The 17,475-nt window shown below is 69.9% G+C and carries 17 protein-coding genes; 5 read left to right on the top strand and 12 right to left on the bottom strand.

Features of this window, described 5'->3' with window-relative positions:
• Positions 1-42 precede the first annotated feature (42 nt).
• Complete coding sequence (gene proC, locus AP234_RS08480) at positions 43-837, bottom strand: pyrroline-5-carboxylate reductase (protein WP_055479028.1); 795 nt, start codon at positions 835-837, stop codon at positions 43-45.
• A 208-nt stretch (positions 838-1,045) separates the two neighbouring features.
• On the opposite strand from proC, the gene AP234_RS08475 reads away from it, so the two are divergent.
• A complete protein-coding gene (locus AP234_RS08475; RefSeq protein WP_152990306.1) occupies positions 1,046-2,617 on the top strand; it encodes an alpha/beta hydrolase in 1,572 nt (523 codons plus the stop codon).
• 100 nt (positions 2,618-2,717) lie between these two features.
• Here AP234_RS08475 and AP234_RS08470 read toward each other — a convergent pair whose 3' ends face one another.
• Positions 2,718-3,452: an ABC transporter permease gene (locus tag AP234_RS08470; RefSeq protein ID WP_055479027.1), complete on the bottom strand. Its 735-nt coding sequence runs from the start codon at positions 3,450-3,452 to the stop codon at positions 2,718-2,720.
• Positions 3,449-4,180 (bottom strand): ABC transporter ATP-binding protein, encoded by a 732-nt coding sequence (locus AP234_RS08465; protein ID WP_200926295.1) that lies wholly within the window; start codon positions 4,178-4,180, stop codon positions 3,449-3,451. The genes AP234_RS08470 and AP234_RS08465 overlap by 4 nt, the downstream gene beginning before the upstream one ends.
• 96 nt (positions 4,181-4,276) lie before the next feature.
• On the opposite strand from AP234_RS08465, the gene AP234_RS08460 reads away from it, so the two are divergent.
• Together AP234_RS08460 and AP234_RS08455 are read left to right on the top strand one after the other, a co-directional pair.
• On the top strand, positions 4,277-4,681 hold the full coding sequence (locus AP234_RS08460) for a hypothetical protein (protein ID WP_152990305.1): 405 nt from the start codon (positions 4,277-4,279) through the stop codon (positions 4,679-4,681).
• Between the two features lie 86 nt (positions 4,682-4,767).
• Complete coding sequence (locus AP234_RS08455) at positions 4,768-5,274, top strand: hypothetical protein (protein ID WP_235558037.1); 507 nt, start codon at positions 4,768-4,770, stop codon at positions 5,272-5,274.
• Positions 5,275-5,458: 184 nt separating this feature from the next.
• On the opposite strand, the gene AP234_RS08450 is transcribed toward AP234_RS08455, so the two are convergent.
• The 7 genes from AP234_RS08450 to AP234_RS08420 form a co-directional block, all read right to left on the bottom strand.
• Entirely contained in the window at positions 5,459-6,688 is a 1,230-nt protein-coding gene (locus AP234_RS08450; protein WP_055479025.1) for a hypothetical protein, read from the bottom strand.
• Positions 6,689-6,837: 149 nt separating this feature from the next.
• Positions 6,838-9,438: an ATP-dependent chaperone ClpB gene (gene clpB / locus AP234_RS08445; protein ID WP_055479024.1), complete on the bottom strand. Its 2,601-nt coding sequence runs from the start codon at positions 9,436-9,438 to the stop codon at positions 6,838-6,840.
• Between the two features lie 25 nt (positions 9,439-9,463).
• The gene (locus AP234_RS08440; protein WP_055479023.1) at positions 9,464-9,811 is read right to left on the bottom strand and encodes a heat shock protein transcriptional repressor HspR; all 348 of its coding nucleotides are present in this window, start codon (positions 9,809-9,811) and stop codon (positions 9,464-9,466) included.
• Between the two features lie 4 nt (positions 9,812-9,815).
• Complete coding sequence (gene dnaJ, locus AP234_RS08435) at positions 9,816-10,988, bottom strand: molecular chaperone DnaJ (protein WP_055479022.1); 1,173 nt, start codon at positions 10,986-10,988, stop codon at positions 9,816-9,818.
• A gap of 71 nt (positions 10,989-11,059) precedes the next feature.
• Positions 11,060-11,749 carry a nucleotide exchange factor GrpE gene (gene grpE / locus AP234_RS08430; RefSeq protein ID WP_055479021.1) on the bottom strand — a complete coding sequence of 230 codons (690 nt, stop codon included), beginning with the start codon at positions 11,747-11,749 and terminating at the stop codon, positions 11,060-11,062.
• Positions 11,746-13,614, bottom strand: a complete 1,869-nt coding sequence (gene dnaK / locus AP234_RS08425) for a molecular chaperone DnaK (protein WP_055479020.1) — start codon at positions 13,612-13,614, stop codon at positions 11,746-11,748. The genes grpE and dnaK overlap by 4 nt, the downstream gene beginning before the upstream one ends.
• 345 nt (positions 13,615-13,959) lie before the next feature.
• Positions 13,960-14,487 carry a tetratricopeptide repeat protein gene (locus AP234_RS08420; RefSeq protein WP_200926294.1) on the bottom strand — a complete coding sequence of 176 codons (528 nt, stop codon included), beginning with the start codon at positions 14,485-14,487 and terminating at the stop codon, positions 13,960-13,962.
• A gap of 164 nt (positions 14,488-14,651) precedes the next feature.
• Between AP234_RS08420 and AP234_RS08415 the strand changes: the two genes are divergently transcribed.
• Positions 14,652-15,116, top strand: coding sequence for a hypothetical protein (locus AP234_RS08415; RefSeq protein ID WP_055479019.1), 465 nt, complete (start codon positions 14,652-14,654; stop codon positions 15,114-15,116).
• Here the strand turns inward: AP234_RS08415 and AP234_RS08410 are convergent.
• Together AP234_RS08410 and AP234_RS08405 are read right to left on the bottom strand one after the other, a co-directional pair.
• A complete protein-coding gene (locus AP234_RS08410) occupies positions 15,068-15,640 on the bottom strand; it encodes a TetR family transcriptional regulator (protein ID WP_055479018.1) in 573 nt (190 codons plus the stop codon). The two genes, AP234_RS08415 and AP234_RS08410, sit on opposite strands and share 49 nt — an antisense overlap.
• A 132-nt stretch (positions 15,641-15,772) precedes the next feature.
• Positions 15,773-16,867 (bottom strand): CapA family protein, encoded by a 1,095-nt coding sequence (locus AP234_RS08405; protein ID WP_055479017.1) that lies wholly within the window; start codon positions 16,865-16,867, stop codon positions 15,773-15,775.
• 115 nt (positions 16,868-16,982) lie between these two features.
• Here AP234_RS08405 and AP234_RS08400 point away from each other — a divergent pair, with 115 nt between their 5' ends.
• Positions 16,983-17,465 (top strand): Fur family transcriptional regulator, encoded by a 483-nt coding sequence (locus AP234_RS08400; RefSeq protein WP_055479016.1) that lies wholly within the window; start codon positions 16,983-16,985, stop codon positions 17,463-17,465.
• The last annotated feature ends 10 nt before the right edge of the window (positions 17,466-17,475 follow it).

The raw sequence follows: 17,475 nt of genomic DNA, 5'->3' as shown, positions 1-17,475 counted from the left end.
GGGCCAAGAGCCCTCCCCGGGAACCCGCGTACGACGGGGTGGTCAGCCGGAGGCGAGTCGGCGGCTGCGGTCGCGGGCGGCCTCGATGGCGTCCAGGAACGCGGCACGCACCCGATGCCGTTCGAGCTCGGCGATGGCGGAGATCGTGGTGCCGCCGGGCGAGGTCACGGCCTCCCGCAGGATCACCGGGTGCTCGCCCGAGTCGCGCAGCATGATCGCCGCGCCGACGATCGACTGGGTGACCATGTCCAGCGCGGCCGCCCTGGGCATGCCCAGCAGGATCCCGGCGTCGACCATGGCCTCGACCAGGTAGAAGAAGTACGCGGGGCCGCTGCCGGACAGCGCGGTCGCCGCGTCCTGCTGCGATTCGGGGATGCGCAGCACCTTGCCCACCGGGCTGAGCAGCGCCTCGGTCCGCTCCAGGTGCTCCTCTTCCGCGTACGTCCCGGCCGAGATGACGCTCATGGCCTCGTCGACCAGGACCGGGGTGTTGGACATGACCCGCACGACCGGGACCTGTCCCCCCAGGCGGGACTCGACGAACTGGGTGGTGATGCCGGCGGCCACGGAGATCACCAGCCGGTCGGCCGGCACGAAGGGCGCGATCTCGGCCAGCAACGCCGCCATGTCCTGCGGTTTGACCGCCAGGATCAGCGTCTCGGCGCCCTTGGCGGCCTCAGCGTTGCCCGCCACCACCACGCCGTACCGCTCGCGCAGCGCGTCGGCCCGGTCCGGCCGCCGTGCCGTCGCTATGATCTGCTCGGGCCTGAACCCGGCGCGCAGCAGCCCCGAGAGCAGGGCCTCTCCCATCTTGCCGGTCCCGAGAATCGCGATCATGCCTCTACCTCACTACGGGGATCTTCCTCGCGGCTTGCCGAGCCCGTCGAGCTTACCGCCCGCATGACGGAGCGGCCGCGCTCGCGTTGCGATTGCGCAACCAACTGCATGTCGCGGCCGATTCTTACTCACGCTGTCAGGATGATCGCTCGATGGCGTCATAAGTCGGTTCCAACGGAGGAACCGCCGACGCCGAAGGGGTAACCAGGTGAAAAAGATCCTCATCGCGCTGGCCACAGCCGGCCTGGGTCTGAGCGGAGCACTGGTCGCGGGACCCGCGACAGCCGATGCCCGCCGGGCCCCCGAGTACACCCCGCCGACTCCCCAGTGGGCCCAGTGCGAGGACCTCCCGGCGGGAATCGAGTGTGCGATGGTCGAGGTCCCGATGGACCACCGCCGGCCGAACGGCCAGAAAATCAAGATCGCGGTGTCGCGCAAGAAGGCGACGGACACCGCCCACTACCAGGGCGCGCTGCTGTTCAACCCGGGCGGCCCGGGCGGGAGCGGCCTGGCCTACCCGTCCATCATGGGAGCCCGGCTCGGCGACGAGCTCGCCGCGCAGTACGACCTGATCGGCTTCGACCCGCGCGGCGTCGGCGCCAGCGAGCCCTCGCTGAGCTGCGACCCGCACTACTCCGATCCCGTGCGGCCCGACTACGTGCCGGCCGATCTGACGGAGGAGCTCGCCTGGGCCAAGCGGGCGCGCGGCTACGCGACGGCGTGCGGCGAGAAGTACGGCGCGCTGCTCAAGCACATGACCACGGTCGACGCGGCCAACGACATGGACCTGATCCGCAAGGCACTCGGCCAGCGGCAGATCAGCTACGTCGGCTACTCCTACGGCACCTACCTCGGCGCGACCTACGCGACACTGTTCCCGAACAGGGTGCGCCGCCTGGTCCTGGACAGCATCGTCAACCCCGAGCGGATCTGGTACGGCCACAACCTCGACCAGAACCAGGCCTTCGAGGCCAGGGCCAAGGACTTCTTCGCCTGGACCGCGAAGTACGACTCCACCTACCACCTCGGCACCACCGCCGCCGACGTGGAGAAGGCGTACTACGCGGCCCGCGCCAAGCTGAAGGCGACCCCCGCCGAGGACAGGGTCGGGCCGGACGAGCTCGACGACACGTTCCTCGCGGGCGGCTATCTCAAGACCCGCTGGCCGCGCCTGGCCGACGCGCTGTCGCGGTACGTCACGGCCGGCGACGCGGCCCCGCTGGTGAGCACGTTCGGCGTCTACGGCGACAGCAGTGGTGACGACAACACGCTGGCGGCCTACTCCGCCGTCGAGTGCACCGACGCGCGCTGGCCGCGTCAGTGGGCCGCCTGGCATCTCGACTGGTGGCGGTCCTACCGTACGGCTCCCTTCCTGACCTGGGGCAACGCCTGGTTCAACGCCCAGTGCGCCTACTGGCCCGTCCGGGCGACGCACCAGCAGCGCATCGACGGTCGGGGGATCCAGAACGCGCTGTTCTTCCAGGACACCAAGGACGCGGCCACGCCCTATCAGGGCGGTGTCGAGATGCACCGGCTGTTTCCCGCCTCGCGCCTGGTGGTCATGGACGGCGGCGGCAACCACGGCCTGACCGGCCGCGGCGACGCGTGCGTCGACGACATCTGGAAGGCGTACCTGACCGACGGCACACTGCCCGCCGGCCGGCCCGGCCCGGACGTGCACTGCGCGCCGTTCCCCGACCCGGTGCCGCCGTCCGTGTCGGCGACGTTCAAGTCGGCGGCGCCGCAGCCGAGCGACGACTGGGTGCCCGGCGAGCGCTGACGCCCACCCGCCGGAACCACCGGGAGCCCCCGGCCCGTCGCGGGCCGGGGGCTCCGCGCCGGTCATCGGGCCCGGCGTCGGTCATCGGGTCCGGCGTCGGTCATCGGGTCCGGCGAGGCAACGTGGCGGCCCCGAGGACGAGGGCCAGCACGGCGGACCCCGCGACGATGAGCACGTCGCGCCAGAACTCCCCGCTCAGCTCGCCGCCTGCCGCGGCGCCCCGCATCGCGTCGATCGCGTACGACATCGGCAGCACGTCGGACACCCATTGCAGCACGGTGGCCATCTGATCACGCGGCACCAGGATCCCGCCGAGGAACGCCTGGGGGAGCATCACCACCGGCATGAACTGCACGGCCTGGAACTCGGTGCGGGCGAACGCGCTGCACAGCAGCCCCAGCGCGGTGCCGAGCACGGCGTTGAGCAGCGCCACGAGCACCAGCGGCCACACCTTCCCCGCCGGGTCGTAGCCCAGCCACGTGAGCGAGACCACGAGGGCCAGCACCACCTGGACGCAGGCCAGCAGGCTGAACGCGATGCCGTACCCGAGGAGGAGGTCGAGCTTCCCCAGTGGCATCGCCATCAGCCGCTCCAGCGTGCCCGACGAACGCTCGCGCAGCGTGGCGATCGAGGTGACGAGGAACATCGTCAGGAAGGGAAAGACGCACAGCAGGATCGGCGTCCAGTGGGCGAAGGCCCGCTCGTCGCCGATGACGTAGTAGAGCAGGATCATCACCAGCGTCGGCACGAAGACCATCAGCGCGACCGTGCGGTGGTCGTGCCGCAGCTGGGTCATGATCCGCCGGGCCGTGGCGATCGTTATCGCCGCATTCACGCCGCAGCCGTCCTCTCCTCGATCAGGCGCAGGAACGCCTCCTCCAGATCCGTCGTCCTCGTCCGCTCGCGCAGGCCGTCCGGCGTGCCGTCGGCGAGGATCTCCCCCTGGCGCAGCACGATGAGCCGCTGACAGCGCGCCGCCTCGTCCATGACATGGCTGGAGACCAGGAGCGTCACCCCGGCCTCGGCGAGACGGTGGAAGAGCGCCCACAACTCCTGACGCAGCACGGGGTCGAGCCCGACGGTCGGCTCATCGAGGATCAGCAGTTCCGGACTGCCCAGCAGGGCGACGGCGAGACCGGCCCGGCCGAGCTGTCCGCCGGAGAGCGTGCCGCCGAGCTGGTGACCGGCGTCGGCGAGGCCGACCTCCGCCAGCACGCGCTCGACGTCGTCCTTCGGCGCGCCGAGGACGGCGGCGAAGTAGCGGAGGTTCTCCCGGACCGTGAGGTCGCGGTAGATGGCGGGACTCTGCGTCGAGTAGCCGATGCTGCGGCGCAGTCCGGCGCTTCCGGCCGCCTCGCCGAGGACGGTCACCTCTCCCCCGGTGACGACCTGCACCCCGACGATCGCGCGCATCAGCGTCGTCTTGCCGCACCCGCTCGGGCCGAGCAGGCCGGTGACCTGGCCTCTCGGCACGGTGAACGTGAGGCCGTGCAGCACCTCGGCCCCACCCCTGCAGACCCGCAGATCTCGTACGGCTATCGCGGGTCCGGACAAATTCATCATGCGTTGAATTTAGAGGGTGGGCCGTACGCGCGTCAACGGGTGCCTGAACCCGCGGGGCGCCGTGTCCGTTTCACAGGTATGCGAACGCTCTGGCTGGTGACACTCCTGTGCATGGCGGCGGCCTGCGGACAGACCCCGTCCACCTCCACCTCCGCTTCGCCGGGCGGGCCCGACCGGCCGGTCGACACCCAGGCCGCGCCGTCTCCGGCCGTGCCCGTCGGACACACGCTCGACCCACGCAAAGTGCCGTGGAGCAGCGCCACCCCCGGCGAAGGCGGGCGATCGCTGGACGTGGTCTGGTGGTCGGGCGTCGAGCCCTGCCATGTGCTCGACCGGGTCGAGGTCGACGAGCGGACGGACAAGGTGATCGTCACGCTCTACGAGGGGCAGGACCGGCGTTCCCCCGACGCGGTCTGCATCGAGATCGCGATCCAGAAGACGACCAAGGTGGAGCTGCGCTCCCCGCTCGGCGACAGACAGGTGGTCGACGGCGCCAGTTGAGTCCGCTCCGGTCGTCGGCTCGGCGGTGCCTGGACGGATCGCCGATCACGTTGAACCGGGACGCCGCCGGGTCCGTACTAAGGGGCATGCGTACCATCCACGGCATCACCACCACGGTCGCCGGTGTGGCTTTCGCGGCGATCGCCACCGCGGTCGTCACCGTCACGGCCGCGCCCGGGGCGCAGGGCGCGGCGAGACACCTCTCACCCTCGTCCCCGCCCGGGCCGGTCGCCCCCGCTGTGGGCCCCTCGTCCCCCGCCGAAACCGTCCCGACGAAACCGCACGGGCGCACAATCGGCACGCACAAGGTGCGGTGGATCAGCGCCAAGCCCGTCGCTCACGGCAAACGCCTGCGGATCACCTGGTGGTCGGGCGCCGCCCCGTGCACGGTGCTCGACCGCGTCAAGACGAAGGAGACGGCCAAGAAGGTGGTCGTCACGGTCTACGAGGGCGCGGATCCGGCCGCCGAGAACACGATGTGCGCCGCGATCGCCATCAAGAAGTCCACCACCGTGAAGCTGCGCACCCCGCTCGGCAAGCGGAAGCTCGTCGACGGCGCCGAGCCGAAGACCAAGAAGGCCCAGGGGAACTGACCACCCCGGGTCTTCCGGTGGGGAATGCGAAGGGCGACTTCCGGCGCGGGCATGCGAAGGGCGACTTCCGGCGCGGGCATGCGAAGGGCGACTTCCGGCGCGGGCATGCGAAGGGCGACTTCTGGTGCGGACATGCGAAAGGGGGCCGCGTGAACGGCCCCCTTCATTTCGCAGGGATCGCTGGTCAGGGGAGAAGCCGCCGGCCCGTCGCGGCGGCGAAATCGGCCAATGGGCCTGTCGCGGCGGCCCGGGCCAGGGCGGGGGCGGTGATGTCGCCGGGGCTCGACGTGACGACGTCCAGCTGCTCGGTCGACGCCTTCGGATACACCCGGCCCTCACGCTTGGCGCGGCGTGGGGAGGCCGCCGAGTCGGGGGTGGTGGAGGCGGCAGCCGCCCGCCCCTTCTGTCCTGCCTGTCCTGCCCGTCCTGCCCGTCCCGCCTGTCCGGTCTGCTCGGCGGGCCGCTGGCGGCGCTGCCGCTTGTCGCGGGTCGTGGCCGCCTGTGCCGCGCCCGTCTGAGCCGTACCTGACTGAGCCGTACTCGACTGGGCCGTGCCGGGCCGGGCCGCGTTTGATTGGGCCGCGTTTGATTGGGCCGCGTTTGATTGGGCCGCGTTCGATTGGGTGGGGCGCGCGTGCCGCGGGGCCGGCCGGGTCGCGTTCCTCTGCCCGCCGACGGCCTGCGCCTGGTTCGCCTGCTGGTGCGGCTGCGTCGTCTCCGGCTGCGCGTGCGCGCCCCGGTTCCTGCGGTGCGGGCGGTCCTGCGCCTGTCCCGGCAGCGCTCCCGCCGCACCGGCGTCCGCCCTGTGCCGCCCCTCCCCGCGCCTGTGCGGCCGGTTCGCGGCCCCCGTGGAAGCGCCGGTCGCGTCAGCGGCGCCGGCGGCGTTCGCACCGGCCCGGGCTCCCGACTCCCCTGGCGCCTGCGGCTGCCCCGGCTGCGGGTTCGTGATGGGGTGCACCCGATCCTGCGGCCGCGGATGATGCTGGGCCGCGGACATCGGGGCGGAGGGCAGGCAGACCGCGTTGGGCACGCTCGGACGGGCGGGCGCGACGGAGAGGAGCGGCATGAGCGGTGACTTCGCCGCCGGGAGGACGGCGTTCCCGCCGGTGGAAGGCAGGCCCGGGAGGGCCGGGATCGCCGGTGCGCTGCCGGTCGGAAGCGCCCTGGCCGAGCGGCCGGGGAGCGAGGGCATGCCCCGGCCCGCGGCCGCTCCCGCCGCGTCGGCGACGCTGAGCACGCCCGTGGCCGGCGCGAGGGTGGTGCGCCCGGTCCGGGCGAGACTGCTGGGAATGGCCCCTGCCTGGGCGCCCCCTGCCGTCGGCTCGCAGACGAGGTTCGCGGCCGCGCCGTCGCCCGTCACGGCCGACCCGGCCATCGCCGGGCCGGTCGTGAGCCAGCTCACCCCCGCGGTCACCGCCGCCAGCGCGACACACCGCCCTCGTCTACTTCGCGTTGTCCTGGACATCCACGTCCCCCTGATTGCTTGCGGTAGTCCGACGAACGCCGAACGTAGCCAGCGGTGGGGACTCACGGGGTCGGCTTGCCTGAATGGTGGCGAAGACCTTACCTAACGGCGCGGATGCTCAGCGTGTCACCGGCCGGATCTGAGTCGACGATTACCTCGTCGCCGTCGCGGATCGCTCCCGACAGCAGCTCCTTGGCGAGTTTGTCGCCGATCGCCGACTGGATCAGCCGCCGCAGCGGGCGGGCGCCGTACAGCGGGTCGTAGCCGGTCAGCGCCAGCCATTCGCGGGCGGCCGGCGTGACGGTCAGCTTCAGCCGCCGGTCGGACAGCCGTTCGGCGAGCCGCGAGACCTGCAGGTCCACGATCTGGGCCAGTTCCTCGGTGCCGAGCGCGTCGAACAGGATGACGTCGTCGAGCCGGTTGAGGAACTCCGGCTTGAACGCCCCCCGCACCGCGGCCATCACGGCCTCGCGCTTGGCGCCGGCCTCCAGCTTCGGATCGACGAGGAACTGCGAGCCGATGTTGGAGGTGAGGATCAGGATCGTGTTGCGGAAGTCGACCGTACGGCCCTGGCCGTCGGTGAGCCGGCCGTCGTCGAGCACCTGCAGGAGGATGTCGAAGACCTCCGGATGCGCCTTCTCGATCTCGTCGAGGAGCACCACGGTGTACGGCCTGCGGCGGACGGCCTCGGTGAGCTGGCCGCCCTCCTCATATCCGACATATCCGGGCGGGGCCCCGACCAGCCGTGCGACGCTGTGCTTCTCGCCGTACTCGCTCATGTCGATCCGGGTCATCGCCCGCTCGTCGTCGAACAGGAACTCCGCCAGCGCCTTGGCCAGCTCGGTCTTGCCGACGCCGGTCGGCCCGAGGAAGAGGAACGAGCCGGTCGGGCGGTCGGGATCGGCGATCCCGGCCCGGGCCCGCCGCACCGCGTCGGAGACGACCTGTACGGCCTGCTGCTGGCCGATCAGACGCCTGCCGAGCTCGTCTTCCATCCGGAGCAGCTTGGCGGTCTCCCCCTCCAGCAGCCGCCCGGCCGGGATGCCGGTCCACGACGAGATCACCTCGGCGATGTCGTCGGGGCCGACCTCCTCCTTGACCATCGGCTCGTCCTCGGCCTCCTCGCCGCCCCTGCTCTCCGCGAGCTCGGTGGCCTTGGCGAGCTCCTTCTCCAGCCGCGGCACCTCGCCGTACATCAGGCGGGAAGCGGCCTCGAAGTCGCCGTCGCGCTGAGCCCGCTCGGCCGCGCCGCGCGCCTCGTCGAGCTGCTTCTTCAACTCGCCGACCTTGTTGAGCCCGGCCTTCTCCCGCTCCCAGCGGCCGATCAGGCCGTTCAGCTCCTCCTGCTGGTTGGCCAGTTCCTCGCGGAGCTTCTCCAGGCGCTGACGGCTCGCCTCGTCGGTCTCCTTGGCGAGCGCGAGCTCCTCCATCTTGAGGCGGTCGACGCTGCGCTGGAGCTGGTCGATCTCCACGGGGCGCGAGTCGATCTCCATGCGCAGCCGCGACATCGACTCGTCGATCAGGTCGATCGCCTTGTCCGGGAGGAACCGCGCGGTGATGTAGCGGTCCGACAGCGTGGCCGCCGCGACCAGCGCGCTGTCGGAGATCTGCACCTGGTGGTGCGCCTCGTAGCGTCCCTTGAGGCCGCGCAGGATCGCGATCGTGTCCTCGACGGTCGGCTCGCCGACATAGACCTGCTGGAACCGCCGTTCCAGCGCGGGGTCCTTCTCGATGCGCTCGCGATACTCGTCGAGCGTGGTCGCGCCGATCATCCGCAGCTCGCCGCGCGCCAGCATGGGCTTGAGCATGTTGCCCGCGTCCATCGCCCCCTCGGCCGCGCCGGCGCCCACCACCGTGTGCAGCTCGTCGATGAACGTGACGATCTGACCGTCGCTCTTCTTGATCTCGTTGAGCACGGCCTTGAGGCGTTCCTCGAACTCACCGCGGTACTTCGCGCCGGCCACCATCGCGCCGAGGTCGAGCGCGACCAGCCGCTTGTTCCGCAGGCTCTCCGGCACGTCACCGGCCACGATCCGCTGGGCCAGGCCCTCGACCACGGCGGTCTTGCCGACACCCGGCTCGCCGATCAGCACCGGGTTGTTCTTGGTGCGGCGGGACAGCACCTGGACGACCCGGCGGATTTCGCCGTCCCGGCCGATCACCGGGTCCAGCTTGCCGGACCTCGCCCGTTCGGTGAGGTCGACCCCGTACTTCTCCAGCGCCTGGTAGGTGTCCTCGGGGGTCTCACTGGTCACCCTCGCATGGCCGCGAACCTTCTCGAAGGCCTCGAGCAGCGCCTCCGGGCCGGCGCCCTCGGCCTTGAGCAGCTCGGCCACCTGCCCGCCGTCCGTCGCGAGCCCGACCAGCAGGTGCTCGGTCGAGACGTACTCGTCCTCGATCTGCTTGGCACGCTGAGCGGCGGTGTTGAGCGCCGACAGGAGCTGGCGCGAGCTCGACGGGGCGCTCACCGTCGAGCCCTGCGCCTTGGGCAGCCTGTCGAGCAACTCCTCGGTCCGGGTCCGCAGCCGCTTCCAGTCGGCTCCGACCGCGTCCAGCAGCGGTACGGCGACACCGCCGTTCTGGGTCAGCAGGGTTGCGAGCAGATGAGCCGGCGCCACCTCGGGGTTGCCCTCCGCCGCCGCGCGCCGGACGGCCCCGGACAGGGCCTCCTGGCTCTTCTGCGTGAGCTTGTAATCCATGTTGCGATCCCTCGATTCGCGAACGTCAGGCAGGTGGTAGCTCGTAGCGCACGAGCGCGCGCATCATGGTGACCTCGCCCCTGAGCCGGGTGACCTCCTCACGCAGGCGGACGTTCTCGGTTTCCAGTTCGAGGATGCGCTTGATGCCGGCGAGATTGATGCCGTGTTCCTGGGACAGCCGCTGGACCTCCCGGAGCAGCAGGATGTCCCGGGTCGAGTAGAGCCGCCCGCGACCCGCCGTACGACCGGGACTGACGAGGCCGAGTCGGTCGTACTGGCGGAGGGTCTGCGGGTGCAGCCCGGAAAGCTGCGCGGCTACCGAGATGACATAGACGGGTGTGTCGTCGGACAGGTCGAAAAAGTTCGCATCCATCGGCTCACTCGCTTCTGGCCTGCTTGATCAACTCTTCGCGGAGATCGGGGCCCTCGGTCGCGTCGCGGAACTCCTCCAACGCCGCGCGGGCCTTGTCGTCGAGGTTCTGTGGCACCGTGACCTGGACGGTGACCAGCAGGTCGCCCTTGGTCCCGTCCTTGCGCGCGGCGCCTCGGCCGCGCACCCGGAAGGTGCGTCCGTTGGGGGTGCCCTCGGGGATGCGCAGGGTGACCGGCATGCCCTTGAGCGTCGGCACCTTGATCTCGGCGCCGAGCGCGGCCTCCGGGAAGGTCACCGGGACGGTCACCGTCAGGTTCTCCCCGCTGCGGCCGAACACCGAATGCGGTTTCACGTGGACCAGCACGTACAGGTCGCCGGACGGGCCGCCGTTCTCCCCCGGAGCGCCCTTGCCCTTGATCCGGATGCGCTGGCCGTCGCCCACGCCCGCGGGAATCCGGGCCTGGATGGTCCGGGTGCTCTTGCCCCGGCCGCTGCCGTCGCACACGGGGCAGGGGTCGTCGACCAGGAGACCCCGGCCACGGCAGTCGCGGCACGGCTCGGAGAACGCGAAGTTGCCGAGGTTCCGGCTGGCCGCCCCGGTGCCCTCACACGTCGGGCAGACCCTTGGCGTGGTGCCGGCCTTGGCCCCCGTGCCGGAGCACGCCTGACAGGCCGCCGAACTGGTCAACCGGAGGGACACCGTCGTTCCGTCGACCGCCTCGCCGAACGCGAGCGTGACCTCCGACTCGATGTCCTGGCCCCGCCGGGGCCTGCTCGTGGTGGTCGTACGGGCACCGCCACCCCGGTTGAAGAGACCGCCGAACAGGTCGCCGATCCGGTCTCCGGTCCCCCCCGTCCCGCCGGAGAACAGGTCCCCGAGGTCGAAGTTGAAGCCTCCACCTCGGTGGCCGCCGGCTCCGGCGAAGCCGCCGGCACCGGAACCGAACAGCGTGCGAGCCTCGTCGTACTCCTTCCGGCGCTTGACGTCGGAGAGCACATCGTAGGCCTCGGAGACCCCCTTGAACCTGTCCTCGGCCGCCTTGTTCCCCGGGTTGGCGTCGGGATGATACTGCCTGGCGAGCTTCCGATAGGCCTTCTTGATGTCTTCGGATGTCGCGTTCTTGGGCACACCAAGGACGGCGTAGTAGTCCTTCTCCAAATAGTCCTTGGTGCTCATCTATCGCTTCCTTCGCAAGGTTCTCGACTGTCTCCCCCGATCATCGCTGACCGGGGGAGACGTCCTCGAATTCAGTTGTCGTCCGGGTCACCGGACGCGCCGGTTTCCGCTGATCCGGCCGGCTCGGTCGCCTCCGCCGCGCCGACAGAGGCCTCGCCCTCCGGAGGTTCGGCGACGGCCACGCGTGCCGGGCGCAGGACGCGGTCACCGATCCGATATCCGAGCTGGAAGATCTCGACGCATGTCGGCTCGGTCACCTCCGGTGAGTAGCTGTGCATCAGCGCCTCGTGCACCTCCGGGTCGAACGGGTCGCCCTTGGCGCCGTACGGGCTGAGGCCCAGCTTGCCGAGTGTCGCCTCCAGCGACTCGCTCACCTTGGCGAAGCCTCCGGTGAGCTCGCCGTGATCACGAGCCCGGCCGATGTCGTCGAGCACGGGCAGGAGCTCGGCGAGCACGTTCGCGGTGGCCTGCTCCCTGACCGCGACCCGGTCCCGCTCCACCCGCTTGCGGTAGTTGCTGTACTCCGCCTGCAGGCGCTGCAGATCGGCCGTCCGCTCGGCGAGGAGACCCGACACCTCGGTGTCGGTCTGGGCCGCGGCCTGCTCCTCCACACCGGGCTGCTCCGTGACCGACGTGTTCCCGGTCGGCGTGCTCTGCTCGGGCTTATCGACGGACTCGCGGACCTTGCCCGTCTCCGGGTCGATCTTGCGATTGTCGCGGATCACCGGCCCCTCCTCGGAACCGTTCTCACGCGGGGTCACTTGCTGCCGCCCTCCTGCTTCGGCTCGTCATCGACGATCTCCGCTTCGACCACGTCCTCATCGGCCTTGCCCTGCTGGGCGTCGGAGGCCGACGCGCCGTCCCCACCGCTCGCGCCCTGGGACTGGGCGTAGATGGCCGAGCCCATCTTCTGGCTGACGGTCGCGAGCTTCTCGGCAGCGGTGCGGATGGCGGCCGTGTCGGTGCCCTCCAGCGCCTTCTTGAGCTCGGCGAGCGAGTCGTTGACCTCGGTCTTGACGTCGGCCGGGATCTTGTCCTCGTTCTCCCGGAGGAACTTCTCCGTCTGGTAGGCCAGCGCGTCCGCGTTGTTGCGAACCTCGGCCTCCTCGCGGCGCTTCTTGTCCTCCTCGGCGTACGACTCCGCCTCGCGCATCATCCGGTCGATGTCGTCCTTCGGCAGCGCCGAGCCGCCGGTGATCGTCATCGACTGCTCCTTGCCGGTGCCGAGGTCCTTCGCCGAGACGTTCACGATGCCGTTCGCGTCGATGTCGAAGGTGACCTCGATCTGCGGGATGCCGCGGGGCGCCGGCGCGATGCCGGTCAGCTCGAACGTGGCCAGCTTCTTGTTGTACGCGGCGATCTCACGCTCACCCTGGAACACCTGGATCTGCACCGACGGCTGGTTGTCCTCCGCCGTGGTGAACACCTCCGACCGCTTGGTCGGGATCGTGGTGTTACGCTCGATGATCTTGGTGAAGATGCCGCCCTTGGTCTCGATGCCGAGGCTGAGCGGGGTGACGTCCAGCAGCAGGACGTCCTTGACCTCGCCCTTGAGCACGCCGGCCTGGAGCGCGGCGCCGATGGCCACGACCTCGTCCGGGTTGACGCCCTTGTTGGGCTCCTTGCCGCCGGTCAGATCCTTGACCAGATCGGTCACGGCCGGCATACGGGTCGAGCCGCCGACGAGCACCACGTGGGCGATGTCGGAGATCTTGATCCCGGCATCCTTGATCACCTGGTGGAACGGGCCCTTGCAGCGCTCGATCAGGTCTGCGGTGATCCGCTGGAACTCGGCCCGGGTCAGCTTCTCCTCCAGGTGCAGCGGACCCTCGGAGGACGCGGTGATGTAGGGCAGGTTGATCGTCGTCTCGGTCTGGGCGGACAGCTCGATCTTGGCCTTCTCCGCCGCCTCACGCAGGCGCTGGAGGGCCATCTTGTCCTTCGACAGGTCCACGCCGTGCGCGTTCTTGAAGCGGGTCACCAGCTCGTCGACGACGCGCTGGTCCCAGTCGTCACCGCCCAGGTGGTTGTCGCCACTGGTGGCCTTCACCTCGACGAAGCCGTGGCCGTCCTCCTGACCGACGTCGAGCAGGGACACGTCGAAGGTGCCGCCGCCGAGGTCGAAGACGAGGATCGTCTGGTCCTTCTCCTTGTCCAGGCCGTACGCCAGGGCGGCGGAGGTGGGCTCGTTGATGATGCGGAGCACGTTCAGGCCCGCGATCTGACCGGCCTCCTTGGTCGCCTGCCGCTGGGCGTCGTTGAAGTACGCCGGCACGGTGATCACCGCGTCGGTGATCTTCTCGCCCAGGTAGGCCTCCGCGTCCTGCTTGAGCTTCTGCAGAACGAACGCGCTGATCTGCTGGGGCGTGAACTTCTTGCCGTCGATCTCGACGGACCAGTTGGTGCCCATCTCGCGCTTGACCGAGCGGATCGTCCGGTCCACGTTGGTCACCGCCTGCCGCTTGGCGACCTCGCCGACCAGGACCTCCCCGTTCTTCGCGAACGCGACCACGGACGGTGTGGTCCGCGAGCCCTGGGCGTTCGCGATGACCGTGGGCTCGCCACCCTCGAGAATCGAGACGACGGAGTTGGTCGTCCCCAGGTCGATACCTACCGCACGTGCCATGAGTACGTCCTTGTAGTCAAAGTTGAGTCGGTCAGGCTCAATATTCTGTCGCCGACCGGCCTTTGTCAAACGACTTGAGCCTACTGGACTCAACCTCGGAACGCGCAAACTCATTCCCACCCGACCCGGGCGACGGCGACCTCCCGGAGGTCTTCACAAGCGGCGAGACCAGGGAAGACATCGCCGGCGACCGCCAAGTGCAAGATCACCAACGACGGAACGCCTGGTCGTAGCGCCGACGAACGAGTTTCTGCAAGATCACGAAGGGCATCGGCGCAGGTGAACGGCCATCTCTGCGAGCAATCGCAAGATCACGTCTTGGGGTTGGGGGGGAGGGAAGGGGGGTCAGCAGAGCAGGGCGTCGAGGTCGTCCTCGGGCAGGCCGAGATCGACCCTGATGCGGTAACGGGTGCGCAGCAGGGCGTCCCTGATCGTGATCCCGGCCGGACAGGCCAGCACCCCGTCGGTCGCCCACTCGAGGGCGCCGTCCAGATCACCGTAGGCCGCGAGCGTCTCGGCGATGGTGAGCGCGGTGGCCGGATTCCAGCCGCGGGCTCCGACCTCGGCTATCACCTTCCTGGCCTCATCGGCTCGGCCCAGCTCGAACAGGGTGTCGGCGATGCCGGCACGAGGATCGACCGGGACTTCACCGCCGTCTTCGAGCGCGTCGCGGAACCGGTCGAGGGCGGTCGCGGGCCGACCGGCCTGGCGCCACTCCTCGGCGGCGAGGACGAGGATCGCCGCCCTCGACATCTCCCCGGACTCGTATCCCCGGGCCAGTGCGTCGAGCCGACAGGCCAGGGCGTCATGGTCATCGAGCAGCAGAGCCTGATCGAGCAGTCGGTCCAGCTGCTCCCGCGTCACGTGGGCCACACAGCCGAGGCTACCCAGGCGAATCCGCCTTCGCAGGACAACGGCTGGCATTTACGAAGCAACGGTTAGTACACGTTCGACCGCGCATCGTGTTCCTTCGCAGCTAACCGGGCATATTGCCCACGCCTGTCCCACCGTACGAACCCGTCGAGGAGCGATATGCGATGTCCAAGCGCGTGATCCTGGCCCTCGCTTCCGCCGCGGTGCTGTCCGCCGTGCTCCCCGGCATGGCCGGTTATGTGACGGCTCAGTTCCAGGCCCTCGACCGGGCGCACGAGGAGCTCTCCCGGCTCAGAGCCCAGTTGCGCATGATGGAGCTGACCGTGGAGCCGGCGTCCGCGGAGTGCCCCGACCGCCCGTCCACCGGCCGCCGTCAGGAAGAGAACGGCATGCAGGTCCCGACGCCCCCGCGAACGGACAGCAGGCCCTGGCAGGACGCGGCATACGAGCAGCCGGCCGAGGCGCCGACCACGTGGACCTCGCTCGTCGGCCCCAGCCTCGTGGCGCGGCCCGCGCCGCAGCGGCCGCCGTCCCGTCGCCGCGGCGGACCCGGCTGCCCGGTCGCCGGGGCGTACCTCGCTCAGCTCGGGTTCGGCGCCTCCTCGGACAGCAACTGCCGGGAGAGGTAGCCCCGTACCAGCTGCTTCGCCTCCGCGACGATCTCCGGCGCGCCGTTCGGGTCGTGCCTGAAGGCGAGCTTCAGTACGGCGTCGCCTGCCTCGACGGCGACGAGAATGGCACGATCCAGGTCTTCACTGTCCACGAGCCCGAACTCGGCGAGCAGCAGCGCCCGGAGGCGTCCGGCGATCACGGTGTTGTTGTCGGCCACCGAGTCGAGGAGGTTGAGATCGAAGACTTCGCCGAAGTGGAGCGAGCGGAAACCGGGGACGTTCCGGTGCATGTCGACGTACTCGTCGATGATCGCGTCCACCGCGTCCCACCATCCGGCGTAGTCTTCACTGATGAAGCGGCGGCCCACCCTGGCGACGAACACCTCGACGTTCCGCCTCGTCACGGCGTCGTTGAGGGCCCGCTTGTCAGGAAAGAACTGGTAGACGGAGCCGACGGCGACACCGGCCCGCTCGGCGACCCGGGTGGTGGACAGGGCCTCGTAACCGACTTCGTCGAGCAGCTCCGCGCACGCGTCGAGCATCCGCTCCACCCTCCGCGCGCTTCGGCGCTGGGAGGGCCTGCGGCGCAGAGGATCTACCGACCGCTGACTTTCCCCAACAGGCTGGCTGGACATTCATCCATCTTGCCCTCTTCCCGCCGCCTCGGTCAGCGCTTATCCGTCAGCCGCCGGATTTGCCACCGATTGTGTTGCCGACAACCCGGTGCAGCCCCGCAACGCCCGGTAGTTGGCGAGCGCCTGCCGCTTGGCGTCGCCCGTCAGGGGGATCGGGACGCCGCCGTCGATGCGGGCCGGCGTCCACTGGTCGCTGAGCACCTTTCTGCCGTTGATCCGCAGGGTCAGCACGCCGGTCGCACCGGTCTCCGGCCCCCAGTTGTAGAAGACGAAGTTGCCCAGGCCGTACTGGACATAGGCCCGGCCGGAGTATCCACCGCCGAGCAGGATGTGCGCGTGGCTGCCCACGATCACGTCGGCGCCCGCCTTGATGAGCTTGTCCGCCAGGCCGCGCTGCACCGGAGTGGGGCACTTGACCAGTTCGGCCCCCCAGTGCAGGAAGACGATGACCGTGTCGGAGTTCTTGCGCGCCTGCCGTACCGCGCGGATGAGACGGGGCTCGTCCTTCGCCGAGGCCAGGCCCGCCTTGCCCGGCCCCGCCGTCCAGGACTGGATGAACTCGGTGTCGAGCACCTGGGTGGCGCCGATGATCGACACACGGTTGCCCTTCACCGTCGCACGGAACGGGCGGAAGGCCTCGGTGTCGTTCTTGCCGACGCCGATCACCGGGAACCTGGACTTCTTGATCGCGGCGAGCGTGTCGGCCAGACCGCTCTCCATGTAGTCCATGCCGTGGTTGTTGGCCATGGTCACGACGTCGACCCCGGCCGCCTTCAACGCCGTGAAGGCCGAGGCCGGCGCCCGGAACGTGTACTGCTTGCCCGGGGCGGGCCTGCCTCCGGTGGTGATGGCCGTCTCGAGATTGAGCGCCGTGAGATCCGACTTGCGTAGGACCGCGGCGATGGGGCCGAGAGCCGTTCGCGGGTCGCGGTCGAGCCGGGTGCGCAGGATGCCCTCGAAGTGCACGTCTCCGGCGAAGGAGATCGTGTACGGCCGGGGCCGCGGCTTGGGAGACGGCGCGGCGCTGGTCGCCCGCTGTTCCACCGGCGTGGGCGTGGGCTCCCCTTCGGCAGCGGTGCACGCTGTGGCGAGGAGGAGGGCGAGGAGGGTAACGGCAAGGGGCTCACGTCTCACGGCACCCGAGCATGCCATCTCCGGGTCACGACCTGCTCACACCGACGTTCCGCGCGTCGAAAACTTGGTTATTTCCTTTACTTGAACTGTTCAGGTTTGCTGCTAACGTGGACGTGTGCAGGACACCGACCGACTCAGACAGGCCGGGCTCCGGGTGACGGCCGCCCGCCTGGCGATTTTGCAGACCGTGCGTGAGGGCGACCACCTCGATGTGGAGGCCATCCACCGCGGTGTCTGCCGACGGGTCGGACAGGTGTCCCTGCAGGCCGTCTACGACTCGCTGAACGCGCTGCAGCGCGGCGGACTGCTTCGCCGGATCGAGCCCGCGGGAAGCCCGACGCGGTACGAGACGCGGGTGGGAGACAACCATCACCACCTCGTCTGCCGGCGGTGCGCGAGGGTCACGGACGTCGATTGCGCGGTCGGACACGCACCGTGCCTCGAACCGGCGTACGACGCCGGATACCTGATCGACGAAGCAGACGTCATCTATTGGGGCTTTTGCCCCGACTGCCAGCTCACCAGCACCGCTCCAGCCGATTCGACGCCTGTCGAATCCGTTTCACCCCAGCAGAAGCCCCGGAGGACGGCTCTATGACCGACAGGTC

The organism is Sphaerimonospora mesophila (assembly GCF_001417795.1).
GTDB classification, from domain to species: domain Bacteria; phylum Actinomycetota; class Actinomycetes; order Streptosporangiales; family Streptosporangiaceae; genus Sphaerimonospora; species Sphaerimonospora mesophila.
This window is presented reverse-complemented; position numbering and strand designations above follow the sequence as displayed.